The organism is Kutzneria sp. NPDC051319 (assembly GCF_040682195.1).
GTDB lineage: Bacteria > Actinomycetota > Actinomycetes > Mycobacteriales > Pseudonocardiaceae > Kutzneria.
On sequence record NZ_JBFBAM010000008.1, the window covers coordinates 53,058 to 74,550 of the forward strand.

At 71.3% G+C, this 21,493-nt stretch carries 13 protein-coding genes; 6 read left to right on the forward strand and 7 right to left on the reverse strand.

The features are described 5' to 3' along the window. Positions 1-45: 45 nt before the first annotated feature. Positions 46-219, forward strand: a complete 174-nt coding sequence (locus AB0M73_RS09985) for a hypothetical protein (protein WP_157495377.1) — start codon at positions 46-48, stop codon at positions 217-219. On the opposite strand, the gene AB0M73_RS09990 is transcribed toward AB0M73_RS09985, so the two are convergent. Further along, complete coding sequence (locus AB0M73_RS09990) at positions 179-1,234, reverse strand: LLM class flavin-dependent oxidoreductase (RefSeq protein WP_363889289.1); 1,056 nt, start codon at positions 1,232-1,234, stop codon at positions 179-181. The two genes, AB0M73_RS09985 and AB0M73_RS09990, sit on opposite strands and share 41 nt — an antisense overlap. Before the next feature lie 159 nt (positions 1,235-1,393). Between AB0M73_RS09990 and AB0M73_RS09995 the strand changes: the two genes are divergently transcribed. From AB0M73_RS09995 to AB0M73_RS10005, 3 genes are all read left to right on the forward strand, one after another. Then, a complete protein-coding gene (locus AB0M73_RS09995; protein ID WP_363889292.1) occupies positions 1,394-2,509 on the forward strand; it encodes a discoidin domain-containing protein in 1,116 nt (371 codons plus the stop codon). 97 nt (positions 2,510-2,606) lie between these two features. Beyond that, the gene (locus AB0M73_RS10000; protein ID WP_363889296.1) at positions 2,607-5,399 is read left to right on the forward strand and encodes an AAA family ATPase; all 2,793 of its coding nucleotides are present in this window, start codon (positions 2,607-2,609) and stop codon (positions 5,397-5,399) included. A gap of 76 nt (positions 5,400-5,475) precedes the next feature. Then, a complete protein-coding gene (locus AB0M73_RS10005) occupies positions 5,476-6,606 on the forward strand; it encodes a helix-turn-helix domain-containing protein (protein WP_363889299.1) in 1,131 nt (376 codons plus the stop codon). On the opposite strand, the gene AB0M73_RS10010 is transcribed toward AB0M73_RS10005, so the two are convergent. The 6 genes from AB0M73_RS10010 to AB0M73_RS10035 form a co-directional block, all read right to left on the reverse strand. Next, entirely contained in the window at positions 6,568-7,866 is a 1,299-nt protein-coding gene (locus AB0M73_RS10010) for an MFS transporter (RefSeq protein ID WP_363889301.1), read from the reverse strand. The two genes, AB0M73_RS10005 and AB0M73_RS10010, sit on opposite strands and share 39 nt — an antisense overlap. Before the next feature lie 125 nt (positions 7,867-7,991). Further along, the gene (locus AB0M73_RS10015) at positions 7,992-8,402 is read right to left on the reverse strand and encodes a cupin domain-containing protein (RefSeq protein WP_052396410.1); all 411 of its coding nucleotides are present in this window, start codon (positions 8,400-8,402) and stop codon (positions 7,992-7,994) included. 35 nt (positions 8,403-8,437) lie between these two features. Then, on the reverse strand, positions 8,438-10,141 hold the full coding sequence (locus AB0M73_RS10020; RefSeq protein ID WP_363889304.1) for an AMP-binding protein: 1,704 nt from the start codon (positions 10,139-10,141) through the stop codon (positions 8,438-8,440). Positions 10,142-10,154: 13 nt separating this feature from the next. Beyond that, positions 10,155-12,077, reverse strand: coding sequence for an FAD/NAD(P)-binding protein (locus AB0M73_RS10025; protein WP_363889307.1), 1,923 nt, complete (start codon positions 12,075-12,077; stop codon positions 10,155-10,157). A gap of 351 nt (positions 12,078-12,428) precedes the next feature. Next, positions 12,429-13,322 (reverse strand): LysR family transcriptional regulator, encoded by an 894-nt coding sequence (locus AB0M73_RS10030; protein WP_363889310.1) that lies wholly within the window; start codon positions 13,320-13,322, stop codon positions 12,429-12,431. A 140-nt stretch (positions 13,323-13,462) separates the two neighbouring features. Next, on the reverse strand, positions 13,463-14,038 hold the full coding sequence (locus AB0M73_RS10035; protein WP_363889312.1) for an ABATE domain-containing protein: 576 nt from the start codon (positions 14,036-14,038) through the stop codon (positions 13,463-13,465). A gap of 212 nt (positions 14,039-14,250) precedes the next feature. On the opposite strand from AB0M73_RS10035, the gene AB0M73_RS10040 reads away from it, so the two are divergent. Both AB0M73_RS10040 and AB0M73_RS10045 read left to right on the forward strand, forming a co-directional pair. Beyond that, entirely contained in the window at positions 14,251-15,588 is a 1,338-nt protein-coding gene (locus AB0M73_RS10040) for a glycosyl hydrolase family 79 C-terminal domain-containing protein (protein WP_363889315.1), read from the forward strand. 370 nt (positions 15,589-15,958) lie between these two features. Beyond that, on the forward strand, positions 15,959-21,397 hold the full coding sequence (locus AB0M73_RS10045) for a carboxyl transferase domain-containing protein (RefSeq protein ID WP_363889318.1): 5,439 nt from the start codon (positions 15,959-15,961) through the stop codon (positions 21,395-21,397). The last annotated feature ends 96 nt before the right edge of the window (positions 21,398-21,493 follow it).

The following is a 21,493-nucleotide window of genomic DNA, read 5'->3' on the forward strand; positions in this document are numbered from 1 at the left end:
TCCTGCCACTGTTGGCAGGATTTACCCCAGAGCACACTTGGTGCCATGACGACGAACCACTTCACCCAGCGCCTGCGCAACGCCTTCCGCCGCGGCCCCGCGATGCCGCACCCCCGCCTCTACGGCAGCAGCGACATCGAGGACCGCGACCTCGTCCGGGTCCTGGCGGAGCTGCGGGTCACTCCCCAGCGGCCAGCAACTCGCGAACGAGAGGGATGACCTTCGTGCCGTAGAGCTCCAGGTTCCGCCGGGCGTCCTCGTGCGGGATGGTCCCGTTCGAGTACTTCAGGTCGAACCGCTGCACGCCCAGCGTCTTCACGGTCCGGGCGATCTTGCGGGCCACCGTCTCCGGCGAGCCGATGTACTGCGAGCCGTTGGCGATCTCGCCGTCGTACTGGGCCCGGGTCATGGGCGGCCAGCCGCGCTCGCGCCCGATCCGGTCGTGCATCTTCCTGGTGTGCGGCCACACGAGGTCGGCCGCCTCCTGGTCGCTGTCGGCGACGAAGCCGGGCGAGTGCACGGCCACCGGCAGCCGGTCCAGGCCGACCTGGTCCAGCGCCCGGTAGTACAGGTCCACGTACGGCTCGAATCGCGCCGGGTCGCCGCCGATGATGGCCAGCGTCAGCGGCATGCCGTAGCTGGCCGCGCGCACCACCGACTCCGGGCTGCCGCCCACGCCCACCCACGTCTTGATACGGCCGCCCTCCGTCTTGGGGAAGACGTTGGCGTTGGTCAGGGGCGGCCGGACCGTGCCCTCCCAGGTGACGGGCTGCTCGGTCAGCAGGTGGGCCATCAGGTCGATCTTCTCGCTGAACAGCACCTCGTAGTCGCCGAGGTCGAAGCCGAACAGCGGGAACGACTCGGTGAACGAGCCGCGGCCGAGGGTGATCTCGGCCCGCCCGTTGGACACCGCGTCGAGCGTGGCGAAGCGCTCGAACACGCGGACCGGGTCGTCTGAGCTCAGCACAGTCACCGCGGTGCCGAGCTTGATGCGTGAGGTGCGGCCGGCGATCGCGGCCAGCACCACCTCGGGCGCGGAGACGGCGAAGTCGTCCCGGTGGTGCTCGCCGACGCCGAAGTAGTCGATGCCGACCTGGTCGGCCAGCACCGCCTCGTCGACGACGTCGCGCAGCACCTGTGCGTACGACTTGCGGTTGCCCTCGGCGTCCACGGTGACGTCGCCGAAGGTGTCGACCCCGAACTCCACGGGCCCGAACTCCACTGGTGCGGTCATGCCCTTCCCTTCTCCCGAACTCTCGTCCATCAAGCAGTTGAACGTTGAACCATCATCATCGCATTCCCGTCTTTTTCACTCGTTACTGAAGTCACAGTGCTTCAGAACATAGATCAAAGCGCCTCCGACCAGCGGCGCACGCCCCTACGATCGCCAACCATGCACATCACGCGGCCGGCCGCGCTGCTCGTGGTCGCGGCTCTGGCCGCCGGCTGCGCCCAGAGCAAGGTGCCGACCGACGCCAAGGTGACGCTGACCGGCAAGGTCGCCCGCCAGGACGGCTCGCCGGCCGGCAACCTGCGGCTGGCCCTGACCCGCATCCCGGACGTCGGCGAGCTGGCCTTCCAGGGCATCCCGGTCGCCGCCACACTGGGCACCGCGTGCCTGGCCGACGACCCGCCGCCGCTGTGCAAGCTGTTGCAGCGCACGGAGACCGACGCCGGCGGCACGTACACCGTCCACATGAGCGGGTCGGACGTGCGGGGAACCTTCAACACCGCGACCAACTTCGACCTGACGGCCCAGCTCCCCCGCACCGGCTCCGATGTGGACGGTCCGAGCGTGCGGGCCTCCTTCGAGATCCAGCGGCCGGATCTGACCGTGTCGCCGCTGCGGTTCTGGGAGCCCGATCACGTCACGGCCAGGGGCGACGCGAAAAACGTCGTGCTCGACTGGACGCCTTTCAAGAATATGAACGAATACACCGCGCATTTCGCGGTCAACGGCCAGGAAATCTGGTCGGGCCCGGCCGAACCGGCGGTCACAATGGACGCTCGCGACTTCGAGGACGCGAACGGCGTGCTGCACATCTCGGCCGCCGCGAGCGCGCCCGGCCCGGACACCACCTTCCAACTCCGGTACACGAGCCAGGGCATCGGTTTCCGCGGCACCGCCGGCGCGCCGGAATCCCGCGGCAAGCCCTGTGTGGCCGAAGGACGGCCGGCCCCGTGCGCCCTCACCGACGGCTCCTTCGACCATCCGCTGGCCGACCCGTCCTGTGCCGGCGCACAGTGCGCCGCCAACGGCTGGGTGTACGTCGACCTGGGCAAACCCGAGCCGGTCGGCACGGTCTTCGTCCGCGCGAATCCGGCTGGGGCGCTCACGGTGGACACCAGCGACGACGCCGTGAGCTGGACGACCAGGGCCGCCGCCGAAGGCTCGGACCGCTTCGTGAAAATCGGCTTGCCGTCAACGGTCACGGCCCGCTATGTGCGGGTGCGGGCCGCGGCGGGGTCCCGGCTGACCGGCCTGACCCAAGTGTCGGTCTGGCCCTGACTTCGTTCGGCCGCCGATCCATCCCACCATTTGTTCTCGACTACTTCCGTCGACCCCGGGTGCGTATTGTTTGCCGAACTGCACTGAGGGGACATGAGTGACTGCGACCAGCCGCCCGATCGTCGGACGGGAACGCGAACTGACGCTGCTCAACGCGCCGGGTCCGGCCCGCCTGATCGAGATCGTCGGCGATCCGGGCATCGGCAAGACCAGCCTGCTCGGCGAGTTCGCCCGCGCCCGTGGCGGCGCGTTCGCCGGCCGGGCCACCGAGTTCGAGCAGCACGTGCCGTTCGCGATGTTCCTGGACGCGCTGGCCGACCGGGTCGCCCGCCTCGACGACGAGGAGCGCAAGCTGATCGGTGAGCCGGCGGTGGAGCTGCTCGCCTCGGTCTTCCACGGCGCCGACCCCAGCCAGGCCGATCTGCACGGCGTCGGCCGGCACCGGCTCTACCGGGCCGTTCGCACGCTGCTGGAGGTCGTCACGCCCGAGACGGGTGGCCTCCTGCTGCTCGACGACGTGCACTGGGCCGACGAGGGATCCGTTGGCCTGCTTGAGTTCCTGGTCCGTCACCCACCGGCCGGCCGGTTCCAGCTCGGCGTCAGCTACCGGCCGCGGCAGGCCTCGGAGCGGCTGTTCGCCGCGCTGTCGCACGCCGCCGGCGCGGAGCGGCTGCGCCTGGAGCTGAAACCGTTGACGCTGCAACAAGTCTGCCAGCTGCTGCCGGGTGTGGACGCGGCGCGGGCCCGGCAGCTGCACGACTCCAGCGGCGGCAACCCGTTCTATCTGGACGCGCTGACCCGTGTCGCGGCCGACGGCGATCCGGAGGTGGTGCTGTCGGCCGAATTCGCCGCGCTGACACCGAGAATGCTGCTGGTGGCCCAGTCGGCGGCGCTGGCTGGCGACCCGTTCGACCCGGAGTTGGTGGCCGAGGTCGCGGAGCTGCCCGAGGCCGACACCCTGGCCGATCTGGACGAGCTGGTGGCCCGGGACCTGATCCGCGCCGAGAACAGCGCCCGCCGATTCCGCTACCGGCATCCGCTGGTGCGCAGCGCCGCGTACCGGACGGGCCGCGCGGCCTGGCGGCTGGACGCGCACGCGCGGGCCGCCGCGGGGCTGGAACGCCGTGGCGCGCCGGCAACTTCACGTGCCCACCACGTCGAGCGGGCCGCCCGAGCCGGTGACGACAAGGCCATCGCCGTGCTGGTGGAGGCGGCCGAGTCCGTGCTGGCCAGCATTCCCGCGCTGGCCGTCGACTGGCTGCGCACGGCCATCGACCTGCTCCCCCGCACGCCCGATCACCGGACCCGGCTGTGCGGCCTGATGTTGTTACGGGCCAGGGCATTGCTCGTGATCGGGCGGCTGCAGGAATGCCGTGGCATTCTTCAGGAGGTCCTGAATCTGCTGCCCGAGGAGCCGTGCGACCAGCGCAGCGCCGCGGTCTCCATGTGCGCCACGGTCGAGCGCCTCCTCGGCCGTTACGACGAGGCGCAGGCGTTGCTGGTCGGTGAGCTCACCCGGCGGCCGGACCGGCACGACCGGCCGGCGCTGGGCATGCGCATCGACATCGCCGCCGGCCTGTTGCAGTGCGCGAAGTTCGAGGACGCCCGCGCCTGGGTCATGCAGGCCATGGATTCGCCGGCCCGGCACCAGATGCGGCCGCTGACCATGACCATCGGCCTGAGCATCCTGGCCACCGCCGACGCCTACACCGGCCGCTTCGAGTCGGCGGTCGGTCACGTGCGCCGGGCCGCCGCGATGCTGGACGGCCTGTCCGACGGCGAACTGTCCGAACGCCTCTACCTGACACTGGAGCTGGCCTGGGCCGAGCTGGTGCTGGAGCGCTACTACGACGCGCAGCGCCACGTCCGCCGCTGCGCCGCGCTGGCCGAGCGCACTGGCCACAGCCACCTCCAGCCGGACATCCAGCTGACGTTCACCCACGTCTACGCCTGGCTCGGGGATCTGACGCAGGCCGCCGAGCACGCCGAGGCGACGCTGGAGACCGCGCTGCTGACCGGGCGGACCGAGCTGCTGGAGTTCATCCACGTCCGGCAGTCGGAGATCGCGCTCTGGCGGGGCGATCTCAAGTCCGCCCTCCAGTACGCGGAACAGGCCGTGGACAAGACGCAGCCCGGCGCCTACTGGTGGTCCGGCGAGGGCACGGCCGCGCTGGCGGCGGCCCGGCTGGCCAACGGCGATCCGCAGGGCTGCCTCCAGGAGTTGCTGCGCGGCGGCGATCCGACGGAGGTCGGCTACGCCCCCTCCCTGCGACGGCTGTGGTTCGACGAGCTCGTCCGCGCCGAGATCGCGCTCGGCCACATCGAGTCGGCGCTGGACTGGGCGCGCAAGGCCGAGGAGTCGGTGGCCGGCGGCGACCTGCCGGGCCGCACCGGCCAGGCCATGCTGGCCTCGGCCCGCGCCCACATCGCCGCCAAGGACCCGACGACCGGGGCCGAACGCGCCGCGAAAGCCGCCGACAATTTTGCGCAGGTGCACCTTCCTGTCTTCGAAGGGCAGGCCCGGCACCTGCTGGGCGCCGCGCTGGCCGACCTCGGCAAGCGCGAGGAGGCGCAGCAGCAGCTCGGCCGGGCCAAGGAGCTGTTCGCCAACTGCGGGGCCGCCGGCATGCACGCCGCCGTCGTGCAGCAGCAGCGGCTGCTCGGGGCCAGGTCAACTCGGGTCCGCAAGGACGGCGGGCCGCTGACCCAGCGCGAGCTGGAGATCGCCGAGCTGGTCGCGCACGGCTACACCAACCGGCAGATCGCCACCCAGCTGTTCATGAGCCCCAAGACCGTCGAGGCCCACCTGTCCCGCATCTTCACCAAGCTGGGTGTGGCCTCGCGCACAGCGGTTGCCAGCCATCTCGCGCGTCACGCCAGGGAAATGTAGGGAGTCTCCCGATGCTCCGGTGATCCCCTCGATGGCAGCGTTGACGCGGGGGGAACCACTGGGGGACCACGAGGGGATGAACACCAGGGTGGACAACACCTACAAGCCCGCGGCCGCGTTCGGCCGCATCCTGCGCGCCTACCGGCGTGAAGGCGGCTTCACGCAGCAGCAGCTGGCCGATCGCGCCACGCTGAGCGTGCGGGCGGTTCGGGATCTGGAGCTGGGCAACGCCAGACAGCCGCGCGTCGTCACGGTCCGGCTACTCGCCGACAGCCTCGCGCTCAAGGGCCACCGGCGATCGACGTTCGAGGCGGCCGCCGGCCGTGCCGTCGAACACCTTGTGCCCGAACAGCGCCCGCCCGCGCCGCTGCACGGACTGGTCGGCCGCCGCACAGAGGTGCGCGCGCTGGCCTCGCTGCTGGTCGCCGGCGACCAGCGGCTGGTCACCGTCACCGGCGTCGGGGGCGTGGGCAAGTCCCGCCTAGCCGCCGAGGTCGCCACCACGCTGCACGCGGAGCACGGCTGGCCGGTCCTGTGGCCCGACCGCCCGGACAGCGAGCTGGCCGTGGTGGCCGCCGCCCAGCCGACCCTGCTGGTGCTGGACGGCGAGTGGCGGGATCGGCCGGTCATGCACCTGTTGCATCGGTTTCCGGCGCTGCGGGTGCTGGTCACGTCCCGGGCCCCGACCGGCGTCGACGGCGAGCGGGTCTTCCCGCTCGGGCCGTTGGCCGTGCCGGGGCCCGGTGACGTCGATGTCGAACGGGTGGAGTCGGTGCGGCTGCTGCTCCAGCACATCCGGCTGCTGCAACCGGCCTTCCGGGCGACGCCGGCGGTGACCGAGGTGTGCCGGCTGCTGGACGGCCTGCCGGGGGCGTTGGAGCAGGCGGCCCGCCGGTTCCTGCTGTTGCCGCCGGGACGGCTGATCGTGCTGCTGGCCCGGGATCCGCAGATCCTGGCGCCGATCCGGGAGAGCATCGACCGCCTCCGGCCGTCCGAGCGCTTCCTGCTGGGGCGGCTGGCCGACCGGGACGTCAGCTGGCCGGTGGACGAGTCCGGCCCGATCACCGCCGAGCTCGTGCACACCCTGCTCTCGCACGGCCTGCTGCACCTGGACGGGCACGGGGGCGAGCCGCGCTTCCGCGTGCTCACCCCCGTCCGCCTGGTGTTGTCAGGCAACCGGGTTCTCGCGCGGGATCATCAGGGCTGACACCACCGCGGGCACCGCGCCGACCAGCACCATGACCACCGGCCATGTGGTGAACGAGAGCAGGCCGGAGATCAGCAGCGGCGTCACGAACGCGCCGCCGAAGACCATGGTGTTCTCCAGGCCGAGCGCGGTGCCCGAGCGTTCCGCGCCGGCCATGGTGGCGATCTCGGCGTAGTGCACGCCGTGCCAGCCGCAGGCCAGGACGCCGGCCACCACCACCATGCCGGCGATCACCCAGACCGGGGCCGAGGCGTAGAAGGCGATGCCGACGAAGGCGGCCGCGATCAGCCAGCTGTAGGTCTTGACGATCGAGCGGCGGTAGCGGCCGCCGTGCTTGTCGGTCCAGCGGCCGCCCCACACCCGGGACACGCCGCCGCCGACCTGCACCAGCACCAGCAGCACGGCGATGGCGCCGATGGACAGGTGCTCCTCGGACAGCAGGAACACCGAGCCGAAGGTCAGCACCGTGAACTGGGGCAGGTCGAGCAGGAACGCGGTGATGGCGAAGCGCCAGATGTCCCAGCGGCGCAGCGGGCTCTCGATCGCGGTGGCGGCGACGCCGCCCGCGGCCTTGGTCTTGGCCAGCGGCGGCTCGTCCAGCCACAGGATCACCGCGACGGTGGCCAGCAGCGCGAACACGGTGAGGAAGCCGAACACCAGCCGGAACCCGCCGGCCAGGGCCAGCGGCGGCAGGATGGCCGCGCCGATCGCGCCGCCGGCCGGCACCGCGGCCACCCGCAGGCTGATGGCGAATCCCCGCTTGCTGACCGGGAACCAGCCCATCACCGCGCGGCCGGACGCGCCGTTGACCGAGCCGCCCATCGCGCCGGACAGGAACAGCACGATGGCCAGCGCCACGTAGGAGGGAGTCGCGTCGGCCGTCGGCACCAGGAAGGCCGTGACCAGGCCCAGCGTGACCGTGGTGCCGGTCAGGCCGGTGATCAGGACCTTCCGCTCGCCGATGCGGTCGGACAGGATGCCCCAGAACACGTCGGTGATGAAGATGCCGCAGGTGATCGCGGCCAGCACCACGCCGAGCTGGCCGACGGACAGGTGGTAGGCCGCCTGGAGGATGGAGCCGGAGGTCGGCACGCCCTGGAAGGCGGCGCTGAACGCGGCCTGGGCGATGATGCCGATACCCAGCACGCCCCACTTGTAGCGGGCGGTGTGCACCTTCCCGGACCGCCCGGTGCGCGACGAGACGGGTTCGACCTGGGGGGCAGGCGCGGCTGTCAGCACGTCCTGCGTCTGCTCGAGCATGGCTGTTTCTCCTGGTCGTACGGGCCGTGGAGGCCGCGCCCGGGTCTGTAATGGGTTTAAGCCATTACAGACTGACAGGCGCGGCCTCCCTGGGCAAGTCCGTGTTTGCTGCCGCGCGGAGCTGGTCAGGCGTTGGTCAGTTCGGCCGCGTCGGCCTGCTCGACGACGATGGGCGTGGTGCCCTTCTCGCGGATGACGATCACGACGCAGCCGTCCGGGCTGGACACCTGGTGCACGCTCTCCGGCAACTCGACGATCAGCGTGCCGGGCGGGTAGACGTCCCCGTTGTCGTTGTGCAGCTCGCCCTCCAGCACGATCAGCAGCTCGAAGCCGTTGTGCTCGTGCAGGTCGCCGTGGGCGCCGGGGCCGAAGCGGGCCACGTAGGCCTCGGCGCCGTCGGGGCCGGTCTGCTCGCCGGTGTACAGCCACTCCACGTCGACCGAGGCGCGACCCGGCTGCACGTAGGGGATCCAGGTGAACTGGCCGTTGGTCAGTCCGGCGCCGAGAATGTCCTTGTAGATCTTCACGTCGCGCATGACGGTAACTCTCTCCTTGGTGTGGAAGGGAACTCTCAGGACATGCCGGGAGCGGCGGGCGCCGACTCCGCGGTCTGGAAGACGTCCTCGAACAGGTGCTCGTGCTCGTTGCGGCCGATCCGCCGCTGCTCGGCCGTGCGCAGCTCGACGCGGCGGATCTTGCCGGAGGTGGTCTTGGGCAGCGGCCCGAACTCCAGCCGGCGGATCCACTGGTGCGGCGCGAGGTTCTCCCGGATGTGGGTCAGGATCGACCGCGCCGCAACGGCATCCGGCTCGACACCGGCCGTGAGCGTGACGAAGGCCTTGGGCACCACCAGACCCACCGGGTCGGGCGTCGGCACGACCGCCGCCTCCACCACGGCCTCGTGCTCCAGCAGCACGCTCTCCAGCTCGAACGGGGAGATGCGGTGGTCGTACGATTTGAACACGTCGTCGGCCCGCCCGACATACGTGATGTAGCCGTCGCCATCACGGATTCCGATGTCGCCCGTGTGGTAGTAGCCGCCGGCGAAGGTGGCCGCGTTGCGCTCCGGGTTGCCGAGGTAGCCGGGCATCACGCCGACCGGCCGGTCGGCCAGGTCGATGCAGATCTCGCCCTCGTCGGCCCGCTCCCCCGTCTTCGGGTCGATCAGCACGATGTCGTAGCCGGGCAACGGTTTGCCCATGGAGCCGGGCTTGAGCGGCAGCGAGCGGGTGTTGCCGATCTGCGCGGTGGTCTCGGTCTGCCCGAAGCCGTCCCGCACGGTCACGTGCCAGGTCTCCCGGACGTAGTCGATCACCTCGGGATTGAGCGGCTCGCCGACGCTGCCGGCCTCGCGCAGCCGCACCGGCCACTGCCTCAGGTCCTGCTGGATCAGCATCCGCCACACCGTCGGGGGCGCGCAGAACGACGTGACCTCGTGCTCCACCAAGGCATCCAGCAGATGCGTCTTGGAGCCGGCCGGCGCGTTCACGGTCAGCAGCGTCGCGCCGGCGTTGAACGGCACGAAGAAGCTGCTCCACGCGTGCTTGGCCCAGCCCGGCGCGGAGACGTTGAGGTGCACGTCCCCGGGCTGCAACCCGTTCCAGTACATGCCGGACAGGTGGCCGACCGGGTAGCTGGCGTGGGTGTGCTGGGCGATCTTCGGCTTGGACGTGGTGCCGGACGTGAAGTACATGAACAGCAGGTCGTCGGCGTTGGTCGGGCCGTCGGGGACGAACTCGGCCGGCTGCTCGTCAGCGTCCTCATAGGACAGCCAGCCCTCGGCCCGGCCGACGCAGAAGCGGGTCAGTTCCGCTGGGGCGTCGGCAAAGGCCTGCACGTTGGTGGTGAGGATGTGATCGACGCCACCGCGGTCGAGCCGGTCGGCCAGGTCCGCGCCGGTGACGGTGGTGTAGGTCGGCAGCACGACGGCACCGAGCTTGATGCCGGCCAGCACCGACTCCCACACCTCGACCCGGTTGTCCAGCATCAGCAACAGGTGGTCGCCGCGCCGAACCCCGTTGGCGCGTAACCAGTTCGCCACCTGGCTGGAGCGCCGGGACAGCTCCTCGTAGGTCACCGCCACGGTTGTGTCGCCGTCGACGACGCGTAAGGCGTCGGACCTGTTGCCTCTGGCCATTTCGTCGAACCAGTCCAGCGCCCAGTTGAACTGCTCGAACCGCGGCCAGCGGAACTCGGCGCAGGCCCGGTCGTGATCGTCACGGAGGTCGAGCAGGAGGTCCCGCGCCGCCTTGAACCGCTCGTAGTTCGTTGTCACGTCAAGCTCCCGGTCAGATGGTGGAGTAGGCGGGGACCCGCAGCGCGGCCAGCACGTCGGCGGCGATGGCGTCGGCGTCGGTGTGGAAGCCGGTCAGCGGGCCGGGGCGGCCGTTGCCGATCTGGGTGAACCAGCGGTGGTTCTCGGTCGGGATGCCCAGCGCGTAGAGGTCCGGGTCCGGCTGGCCGTCGCCGTCGATCACGTGGAACGGGGCCCGGCTGACGGCGAGGCCGCCGCTGGCGAACCACTCGCCGGTCACCGGGTCGGCGTTGACGTGCTCGGAGATCAGCCCGTCGGCCAGCAGCCGGCCGGTCAGCGGCGAGGCGTCGGCGTGCAGGTCCGGCCGCGGGATCCGGGCGTCGATCAGCGTCGGAACGGTCCGGCCCGAGCCGCGGACGTGCGGCGAGGACAGTGAGAAGCCCTGCTCCTCGCAGCTGACCTGCAACGCCGGACCGACCACCACCAGCACGCCGGCCTCGATCAGGGCGCACGTCTGCTCGACCCGGAACGCGGGCGGCCCGGCCGACAGCATGGTGTTGACGGGGTTGAACGCGCCCAGGAAGTCGTCCCGGTGCGACTCGCCGCGCAGGCCGCCGAACTCGACCGCCGCCCGCACCGAGCCGCGCAGGTCCCGCAGGATGTCCAGGGCGGACTTGAGCGGCCCGTCGAGGTTGCCCTGCAAGGCCTCGGCGACGTCCAGCCGCAGCACGTCCAGCACCACCCGGTGGAAGTCGGCCGGGCTGTCGAACTCCACGCCGGCGAACGGCCGGGCCATCCGGTCCATGTCGATGCGCTTGGCGTCGGAGATGCCGAACTCGGCCAGCATTCTGTCGACCAGCGCCGGGTCGTCGGCCACGGCGAGGTGTCGCTCGGCGAACTGGTCGGCCACCGCCTGGTCCTGGCGGCGACGCACCAGGGTCCGGTAGTACGTGTGCTCGACTTCCTTCTGCAACAAGGGAAGCACGTCACGACGAAAGTCCAGCTGCGCCGTGCCGTGCTCGGCCTGCGCCCGTCGCCGCGCGGCCTGCAATGCCGCGTCGGTGGCGAAGCGGGCCTTGTAGCGGTAGGTCGGCGCCTTCTGGTTGCGGCCGCGAGCCAGCATCGGCAGGCCGCTGCGGGAGCCGGCGATGATGCGCGGCTCCTTGCCGCTGGGCCGGTAGCGCAGCACGCCGTTGTCGTCGGTGGTGAACACGCCGCCGCGGCCGGCGGTCAGCGCCGCCACCACGTCGAAGAAGGTCAGGCCCAGGCCGATGATGCCGACCTCGCTGCCCGGCGCGATGGCGTCCAGCGGCATCTCCGCCGCCGAGTCGCCCATCACGTACCGGAGCGCGGGGTTGGCGTCGGCGTGCGCGAGGAACTGCCGGTTGGTGTCGTCCGGGACGTTGCGCGGGTGCCCGGTCGTGAGGATCACCTTGTCCACGGCCAGTTCGAAGCGCCCGTTGTACGCGGTGAGCACCGTCTGGCCGTCCACTCTCTCGACGCGGTCCATCCGCGCCGACACCGGTAGCACGTGCACGTTGGCCGGCGCGTTGGCCACGACAGCGCGGTAGGCGGCGGTCAGGTACTCGCCGTAGACCGGGCGCGGCGCGTAGTCGCTCTGTCCCAGCGCCGACCAGCGCGGATCCGGGTGCGCGGCCAGCCACTCGTACAGCGACGGCCCCGCCCCGGCGCGGTGCGGACCGCCGTCCGGGCCGCCGGAGTAGATGCTGACCTCACCGGCCGCCGTGTTCATGGCGAACCAGTGCGGCTGGCTGGTGCGCCAGATGCGGCCCGCGCCCTGCTCGCCCGGCTCGAACGTCCAGATCCGGACCGTGGCGTCGACGGGCGTCTCGGTCAGCCGGGCCAGCAGCCGTTCGAGCACGGAAAGGCCGCGGGGACCCATCCCGACGATCGCCACGTCCATGTCGACGTGGCCGTCCGACGTGTATTCAGACACACTAATGCCCTTCTCCCCAAGTAGGACGTGATTCGGGCGCGTTTCAGCCGGCATTGTGCACGCGGTATGTGAATACCGTTGCCGCGCCATTGACGCCCGGCCCCTCACAGTACGACCGTGATCGGCCGCCACCAACGGACGAAGCCCTTTTCCGTAGGTTGACGACACGATCAGCCATCGCCATATGCGCGTTCCGGTCAGTCGTGACCGTTACCGGCGACGGATTGCATCGGTGTCGGACAAACTCGTTTCCGTTGTGTTCTCGACACCGACACTAGCGATTCGCCAGCGCCGGGAGAAGTGGTCGGAGCGGGCGTTCGTCGATAACGCCATCAGCGGCCGCTATGAGGCCTAGCTCACAAGGCGGAGGTCTTCCCGGGAGGTGCGGGACATCAGCGTGACCAGTGCGTCCAGTTCGCGGCTTCCTTCGTGTTTGCCGGTCCAGACGGCATACAGGCGCGCCGGCACGGCCGCCCGCCACGGGAGGATCACGGCCTCGCCGGCGGCGACCAGGTCGGCGACGGCGATCCTGGGCAGCAGGGCGGCACCGAGGCCCGCCGCGACCGCCTTCTTCACGCCTTCGACCGTGCCGAACTGGAGGGCCGCCTCGGCCGCGCCGCCGATCTCCGCAGCCAGGATCCGGGCGTACAGGCAGTCCGGCTGGGCGATGACGAACCGGCATCCGGCCAGGTCGGCGGCGGTGATCAGGGTGTGCCGGCCCAGGGGGTGGTCCGGGGCCGCGACCAGCACGACCTCGTCGTCACCGAGGTCCTTGCGGTGGAAGTCGCCGGCCGGCTCGTCCACCGCCGAGAGCAGGCAGACGTCGACCTCGTCGCGCTCCAGCGCACTCAGGGCCCGGCCGTCGCGGAAGATCCGCAGCGACAGCCGGACGTCCGGGTACCGGTGATGAAACGCCTCCACCAGGGCGGGGAGTCGATAGGTGGTGACCGACTCGCCGGCGCCAACAATGAGGGTGCCCCCGAGCGCCCCATTGTTGTGCAATGCGCCGCGGGCCTCGTCGGCCAATGTCAGCAAACGCTGCGCGTACGGCAGGAATCGCTCACCGAACGCCGTGAGCCGCACGCCGTCGCGTCTGCGCTCGAACAGCGCCACTCTGAGCGCCGATTCCAGGCTTTTCACCTGCGACGTCACCGCCGACTGCGAATAGCCCAACTCCGCCGCCGCCCTGGTGATACTCCGGGTGCGGCACACGGTCGTGAACGTGTTCAGTTGTCTGTGGTCCACAGATTTCCCCCAGCGAAATCCGGCAGGTTCCGACCCCGTCAGCCTAGGACAGGGTCGAGCCGGTCACGGGGGCAGATGACCGGCACTTTCCGCCGGCGGAAGTTCCTCCCTTGGTCGATACGAGTGTCGATTCCGCCGCTTCAGGCCGACACGTGCCGATCCCGGTGCGCCGCGACGCGGGCCCGGTTGCCGCACTTGTCGGACGAGCACCACCGGCGCCGGCCGCCTCGCGACGTGTCCAGAAAGACCGTGCCGCAATGGTTCCCGTCGCACTGGTGCAGCCGGGCGGCCTCCGGCGCGGCCAGCAGGTCGATGGCGTCGCGGGCCACCACGGTCAGCACCTGCCGGGGCGTCGGCAGCGCGGTGTTCGACACCAGGCCCTGCTCCCCCACCCGCAACTGCGGCACCGGCGCCGGCCCACGGGCCCAGGCGTTCACCAGCGCCACATCCGCGTTCCGCTGCTCGACATCGGCCACGTCCCCGGTCGCTGCGGAGGTCACCAGCCGGTAGATCGCCTCGCGCACGTCCAGGTAGTGCTCGACATCCCCGTCCGCCGGGCGCTCCCCCGTCTCGGCCCCGATCGCCGCCAGCCACTCGGCCACGCGTGCGCCGTCCAACAGGTCGTCGTTGGGCGCCCCGCTCAGCCGGCCGTGCACCGTCGCCACCAGTTCCAGGCACAGCCTTCCGGTCGCCAACCGCCGCCGCGACTCCGCCATTCCCGCCTCCCAGTAATGCCCTAATGCCATTAGAGCACACGACCCGCCCGCCCGCGCCACCCCGGGCCGGCCGACCCACGCTCACCGACGCCGACTGATCGGATCTCTCGATGCCCGAAGGCCCGTTACAAAGCTTTACGGCCCCGATACATCGGATCTATAGTCGCCGACGGCATCCGTGCCGCCCGGTTGCCCCGACCAAGGGAGACCCGATGGCACTCGCCCACATCCTGGCGGCCACGCTCGCCTCGCTCACGGTTCTGGTGGCCAGCCCGGCGCCGCCGACGCCGGTGACGGTGGAGATCGCGAAGACGTCCAGCGGCAGCGTCGAGCGAGGCTTCGCCGGCTTCAGCTACGAGAAGGACCGCGTCGGCGCGGGCCTGTTCGACGCCAAGGACGCCGACCTGGTGAAGCTGTTCCGCCGGCTGGGGCCGAGCGTGCTGCGGCTGGGCGGGAACCTGGGCGACCAGGTGAACTGGAACCCCGCAGGCGCCGGCGGCTCGGACAAGGAGGTGGCGCCGGCGGACGTCGCCAGGCTGGCCGGGTTCGTCAAGGCCACCGGCTGGCAGGTGATCTACGGGATCAACCTGAAGACCAACACGCCGGCCAACGCCGCCGACGAGGCCGAGTTCGCGGCGCATGCCTTGGGCGCCAACGTGATCGCGTTCGAGATCGGCAACGAGCCGAACGTCTACACGACCGAGGCGGCCTACGAGGCGTCGTTCGAGGCCTACACGGCGGCGATCCAGGCCAAGGTCCCCAACGCGGTGTTCGACGGCCCGGGTCAGGCCGACTCGACGGCGTGGGCGAGCACCTTTGCCGCGCATGAGAAGGACAAGGGCCTGCGGCTGCTGTCCACGCACCTCTACATCGGCAACAACACCACGGCCTCCATCCCGGCGCTGCTGGCGTCCAACACGAGCGGCCGACTGCCCAACAACGAGGCGGCGATGCAGAACGTGGCCGTCGCCAACGGCCTGCCGGGGTGGCGCATCACCGAGTCCAACTCGTACTTCCACGGCGGCGCGAAGGGAGTCAGCGACGTGCAGGCGGCGGCGCTGTGGTCGCTGGACTACATGCACGGCATCGCCGCCAACCACGGCGACGGCGTGAACTTCCACGGCGGCACCTCCTCGCAGTTCCCGCTGACGTACTCGCCGATCGTGTTCGACGGCCTGACCCCGACCGGCGTGCAGGGCGTCTACTACGGACAGCTGCTGTGGAAGTTGGCCGGCACCGGCAGCCTGCACGCGGCGACCGTCACCGGCGCGCCGAACGTGACGGCCTGGGGCATCGGCCGCAACGTCGTCGTCAACAACACGGGCACCACGGCCATCCACGTGACGGTCAAGCTGTCCACGACCGCCCACAAAGCGGCGGAGTACCTGCTCACGGCCCCGAGCCTCGACTCGGCGGCCATCTCCCTGGCCGGCGCGACCGTGGGCAAGGGCGGTCAGTTCGCGCCGAGGCCCAAGCACGTGACCGTGCGCGGTGGGACGGTCACGGTCGACCTCCCGGCCGGCAGCGCCGCGCTGGTGGCCACAAGCTGACATCAGGCGGGGGCTGGTTTTTCGCCAGCCCCCAGTCATATTTGTGCGAACTGCGAGTTCCCCTAAAGGCTCGTGGGGGAGACTGCACGCCGGGCGCGCGAGCGCCCGGCAGTGCCAACGACCACCGGCCGAAGAGGACGCCATGCGCGCGAGGAACCGCGACAACCCCGGTTGTCCAGCGCGACACGCCGCCGTGGCCGGGCGGCCGGCCGGCGCCCCTGTGACTGGCGTCATCTTTTGTGGGGTCTCTACAACTTCCGGTGCCGTGCACCGTCACTTGCAGCATTTCGCCACTGGCGGATACACGAGAGTGTTCAGGGTGGGAGTGGGGTCCGTCGGCCCCGCACGTGTCTAGTAGGAGGCTCGGTCGGTGTTCAGTCGTGTCGCCATCGTCAACCGCGGAGAGGCCGCGATGCGGCTGATCCACGCCGTCCGGGATCTCTCCGCGGAGACCGGGACGCGCATCGAGACCGTCGCGTTCTACACCGACGCCGACCGCAACGCCACGTTCGTGCGCGAGGCCGACCTCGGCTACGACCTGGGCCCGGCCTCGGCCCGCCCGTACCTCGACTACGCCAAGCTGGAGCAGGCGCTGGTCGAGAGCGGCGCGGACGCGGCGTGGGTGGGCTGGGGCTTCGTCGCCGAGGACCCGAACTTCGCCGAGGTGTGCGAGAAGGTCGGGGTCACCTTCGTCGGCCCGAGCCCGGACGCGATGCGCCAGCTCGGCGACAAGATCGGCGCCAAGCTCATGGCCGAGGAGGTCGGCGTCCCGGTCGCGCCGTGGAGCCGCGGCGAGGTCGCCACCCTGGAGGGCGCGCTGAGCGCCGCCGAGAACATCGGCTACCCGCTGATGCTCAAGGCCACCGCCGGCGGCGGCGGGCGCGGCATCCGCAAGGTCGCCTCGGCCGACGAGCTGGCCGACGCCTACGAGCGCACCAGCCAGGAGGCGCTGCGCGCCTTCGGCTCCGGCGTCGTGTTCCTGGAGCGCCTGGTCACCGGCGCGCGCCACGTCGAAGTCCAGGTCATCTCCGACGGCGAGACGGCGTGGGCGCTGGGCGTTCGCGACTGCTCGGTGCAGCGACGCAACCAGAAGATCATCGAGGAGTCGGCCTCGCCGGTCCTCGCCCCGGAGCAGACCGCCGAGGTGAAGCGCTCGGCCGAGCGGCTGGCCGTGAAGGTCGGCTACCGCGGCGCGTGCACCGTGGAGTTCCTGTACCACCCGGGCGAGAAGCTGTTCGCCTTCCTGGAGGTCAACACCCGCCTCCAGGTCGAGCACCCGATCACCGAGATCACCACCGGCACCGACCTGGTGCGCCTGCAGCTGCACGTGGCGGCCGGCGGCAAGCTGACCGGCCCGCAGCCGGCCGAGCTGGGTCACGCCGTGGAGGCCCGGCTCAACGCCGAGGACCCCGACCGCGACTTCGCGCCGTCCCCGGGCCGCATCGCCCGGCTGGACCTGCCGGCCGGCCCGGGCATCCGGGTCGACACCGGCGTCAGCGAGGGCGACACCATCCCGGCCGACTTCGACTCGATGATCGCCAAGATCATCGCCTACGGCCGCGACCGCGACGAGGCGCTGGGCCGGCTGCGCCGGGCCATGTCCGAGACCCGGGTCATCATCGAGGGCGGCGCCACCAACAAGAGCTTCGTGCTGGACCTGCTCGACCAGCCCGAGGTCATCGACGCCAGCGCCGACACCGGCTGGATCGACCGCGTCCGCGCCGAGGGCCGCCTGGTCTCGCACCGCCACTCCTCCGTCGCTCTGGCCGCCGCCGCCATCGAGGCGTACGAGGAAGAGGAGCGGGTCGAGCGCCAGCGCCTGCTGTCCACCGCGTTCGGCGGCCGTCCCCAGGTGCAGCACGAGAGCGGCCGCCCACTGGACCTCAAGCTGCGTGGTGTCGGCTACCGCGTGCGCGTGGCCCGCGTCGGCGCGACCCGGTTCCGCGTGGCCATCGAGGCCGGCGAGGACGTCCGCACCGCCGACGTCGTGCTGGACCGCTTCGACCACCACAGCGGCCAGATCCGGGTCAACGGCTCCCGCCACTCCCTGCTGACCGGCACCCACGGCCCGATCCACATGGTCGAGGTCGACGGCGTGGCCCACCGCGTCAGCCGCGACGAGGGCGGCGTGGTCCGCTCCCCCGCGCCGGCGCTGGTCGTCTCCACCCCGGTCGAGGTCGGCGACGAGGTCGAGGCCGGCGCGCCGATCATCGTGCTGGAGAGCATGAAGATGGAGACGGTGCTGCGGGCGCCGTTCAAGGCCCGCCTCAAGGAGCGCCCGGTGTCGGTGGGCAGCCAGGTGCCGACCGGCGCCCCGCTGCTGCGGCTGGAGCCCATCGCCGACGACGAAGCCGAGCAGGCCACCGAGGTCCAGGCGGTCGAGCTGGACCTGCCCGCGGCCGCCATGACCGTGCCGGCGCTGGACCGCCTCGCCCGTGGCCAGGAGGACCTCCGCAACCTGCTGCTGGGCTTCGACGTCGACCCGCTCGACGAGCGCCGCGTGCTGGCCGACTACATGGCCGCGCGCACCGAGGCCACCGAAGACGGCCACCGCCCGCTGGCCGACGAGCTGGCGCTGCTGGACGTCTTCGCCGACCTGGCCGAGCTGACCCGCAACCGCCCCACCGGCGAAGCTGACGGTCACTCCTACAGCGCCCGCGAGTACTTCCACACCTATCTCCAGAGCCTGGACGTGGAGCGCGCTGGCCTGCCGGAAGCGTTCCAGGCCAAGCTGTCCAAGGTGCTGGCCCACTACGGCGTCACCGAGCTGGACCGCACGCCGGAGCTGGAGACGGCGGTCTTCCGCATCTTCCTGGCCCAGCAGCGCGCCTCCTCCGACGCAGGCGTCGTCACGACGCTGCTGCGCTCGTGGCTGCGGGAGCTGCCGCCGGACGAGGCGCTGCGTGAGCCCACCGGCCTGGCCCTGGAGCGGCTCGTCGCCGCCACCCAGGTCCGCTTCCCGGCGGTCTCCGACCTGGCCCGCGGCGTCGTGTTCGCGTGGTTCGGCCAGCCGCTGCTGCGCCGCAACCGGGCCCGCGTGTACGCCGCCGTGCGCAACCACCTGCGGCACCTCGACGCCCACCCGGACTCGCCGGACCGCGCCGAGCGCGTGGCCGAGATGGTCGCCAGCACCGAGCCGCTGGTCCGGCTGCTCGGGCAGCGCCTGATCCGCGCCGATCTCGACAACGCCACCATGCTCGAAGTGCTGATCCGCCGCTACTACGGCAACAAGGGCACCACCGACGTGCGCCGCAGCGAGGTCGCCGGCTGCACGTTCGTGGTCGCTTCCCGTGCCGGGGCGCGGATCGCGTCGGCCGCGGTCAGCTTCGACGCCCTCGGCGGGGCGCTGCGGGGCCTGGCCGAGCTGGCCGCCGGCGACGAGGCCGTCGACGCCGACATCTACCTGGCGTGGGAGAAGCAGCCCGAGGACCACGACGCCATGGCCGCGGAGCTGCTGGAGGTCATCAGCGCCCACCCGCTGCCCACGCAGGTCCGCCGGGTCACCGCGACCGTGGCCGGCCGCGGCGGCGCCGTGATGCACCACCACTTCACGTTCCGGCCGTCCACCGCGGGCCTGACCGAGGAGCGGCTGATCCGCGGCCTGCACCCGTACATCGCGCAGCGCATGCAGCTGGAGCGGCTGCGCAAGTTCGAGCTGACCCGCCTGCCGTCCTCCGACGAGGAGGTGTACCTGTTCCAGGCCGTCGCCCGGGAGAACCCGGCCGACGACCGGCTGGTCGCCTTCGCGCAGGTGCGGGACCTCACCGAGCTGCGTGAGCACGACGGCCGCCTGGTCGCCCTGCCCACCGCCGAGGACGCGGTCGCCACCTGCCTCGACTCGATCCGCCGCGCGCAGTCCCGCCGCCCGTCGAAGAACCGGTTCACCACCAACCGGATCGTCATCTACGTGTGGCCGGCCAGCGAGATGACCCGGGCCGAGCTGGAGATGATCGCCGGGCGCGTGCTGCCGACCACGGCCGGCGCGGGCCTGGAGGAGATCCTGCTCATCGCCCGGCGGCGCGACCGGGAGACCGGCGCGCTGACCAAGATCGCGGTGCGGATCGCCTTCGACGCCACCGGCGGCACCACGCTGGACGTCGTCGAGCCGCCCGTCGACGTGGTCGAGCCGCTGGACGACTACCGCCTGAAGGTGATGCGGGCCAGCAGCCGCAACACCGTCTACCCGTACGAGCTGACCGGCCTGCTGGGCGAGTTCACCGAGCACGACCTCAACGCCGACAACGCGTTGGTCCCGGTGGACCGGCCCAAGGGCCAGAACAAGGCGGCCATGGTCGCCGGTGTGGTGAGCACGCCGACCGAGCGCTACCCCGAGGGCGTCAAGCGCGTGGTGCTGCTCGGCGACCCCACCAAGTCGCTGGGCGCGCTGTCCGAGCCGGAGTGCCGCCGCGTGATCGCCGCGCTGGACCTGGCCGAGCAGATGCGGGTGCCGGTGGAGTGGTTCGCGCTGTCCTCGGGCGCGCGGATCTCGATGGACTCCGGCACCGAGAACATGGACTGGGTGGCGGCCGCGCTCAAGCGGATCGTCGAGTTCACCCAGGACGGCGGCGAGATCAACATCGTGGTCACCGGCATCAACGTCGGCGCGCAGCCGTACTGGAACGCCGAGGCGACGATGCTCATGCACACCAAGGGCATTCTCGTCATGACGCCGGACTCGGCGATGGTGCTGACCGGCAAGCAGGCGCTGGACTTCTCCGGCGGCGTGTCGGCCGAGGACAACTTCGGCATCGGCGGCTACGACCGGGTCATGGGCCCCAACGGGCAGGCGCAGTACTGGGCCCCGAGCCTGAGCGGCGCCCGTGACGTGCTGATGGCCCACTACGAGCACACCTACGTCGCGCCGGGCGAGGCCACCCCGCGTGCGGCCGGCAGCACCGACCCGGTGGACCGGGACATCTCGTCGTTCCCGCACACCTTCGGCACCGACTTCGCCACCGTCGGCGAGATCTTCTCGGCGGCGGCCAACCCAGACCGCAAGAAGCCGTTCGACATCCGCACGGTGATGCGGGCCGTGGCCGACCAGGACCACGCCGTGCTGGAGCGCTGGGCCGGCATGGCCGACGCCGACACCGCCGTGGTGCAGGACGTGCACCTGGGCGGGCAGCCGGTGTGTCTGCTCGGGATCGAGTCGAAGTCCGTGCAGCGGCGCGGTTTCCCTCCCACCGACGGCCCCGACACCTACACCGCCGGCACGCTGTTCCCGCAGTCGTCGCGCAAGGCGGCCCGGGCCATCAACTCGGCCAGCGGGAACCGGCCGCTGGTGGTGCTGGCCAACCTGTCCGGCTTCGACGGCTCCCCGGAGTCGATGCGCAAGCTCCAGCTGGAGTACGGCGCCGAGATCGGCCGCGCGATCGTCAACTTCCAGGGCCCGATCGTGTTCAGCGTGATCTCCCGCTACCACGGCGGCGCGTTCGTGGTGTTCTCCAAGGCGTTGAACCCCAACATGACCGTGCTGGCCGTGGAGGGCTCCTTCGCCTCGGTCATCGGCGGCGCGCCGGCCGCGGCCGTGGTGTTCACCGCTGACGTCAACCGTCGCACCTCCACCGACACCCGGGTGGCCGACCTGGAGGCCCGCGTCGCCGAGACCTCCGGCGCCGAGCGGGCCGAGCTCAGCGCCAAGCTGGCCGAGGTCCGGTCGTCGGTGCGGACCGAGAAGCTGGGCGAGGTCGCCACCGAGTTCGACCGGGTGCACAGCGTGCACCGGGCCGTCGAGGTCGGCTCCGTCGACGCCGTCGTGAGCGCCGCCGAGCTGCGGCCGCGCATCATCGAGGCCATCCGCAAGGGCTAGAGTCCGTTTCGGTCGAAAGGCCCGGGAGGCTCCGCCTCCCGGGCCTTTCCCGTCCGACCGTCCGTGCCCTTTCCGTTGCCTCCCGACACCGGTCAG

Excerpts from the sequence above, each read along its gene's own strand:
- AB0M73_RS10015 (WP_052396410.1), bottom strand. The coding sequence starts at position 8,402 with ATGCGCGACGTGAAGATCTACAAGGACATTCTCGGCGCCGGACTGACC.
- AB0M73_RS09995 (WP_363889292.1), top strand. The coding sequence starts at position 1,394 with ATGCACATCACGCGGCCGGCCGCGCTGCTCGTGGTCGCGGCTCTGGCC.
- AB0M73_RS10035 (WP_363889312.1), bottom strand. The coding sequence starts at position 14,038 with ATGGCGGAGTCGCGGCGGCGGTTGGCGACCGGAAGGCTGTGCCTGGAA.
- AB0M73_RS09985 (WP_157495377.1), top strand. The coding sequence starts at position 46 with ATGACGACGAACCACTTCACCCAGCGCCTGCGCAACGCCTTCCGCCGC.
- AB0M73_RS10005 (WP_363889299.1), top strand. The coding sequence starts at position 5,476 with ATGAACACCAGGGTGGACAACACCTACAAGCCCGCGGCCGCGTTCGGC.
- AB0M73_RS10010 (WP_363889301.1), bottom strand. The coding sequence starts at position 7,866 with ATGCTCGAGCAGACGCAGGACGTGCTGACAGCCGCGCCTGCCCCCCAG.
- AB0M73_RS10040 (WP_363889315.1), top strand. The coding sequence starts at position 14,251 with ATGGCACTCGCCCACATCCTGGCGGCCACGCTCGCCTCGCTCACGGTT.
- AB0M73_RS09990 (WP_363889289.1), bottom strand. The coding sequence starts at position 1,234 with ATGACCGCACCAGTGGAGTTCGGGCCCGTGGAGTTCGGGGTCGACACC.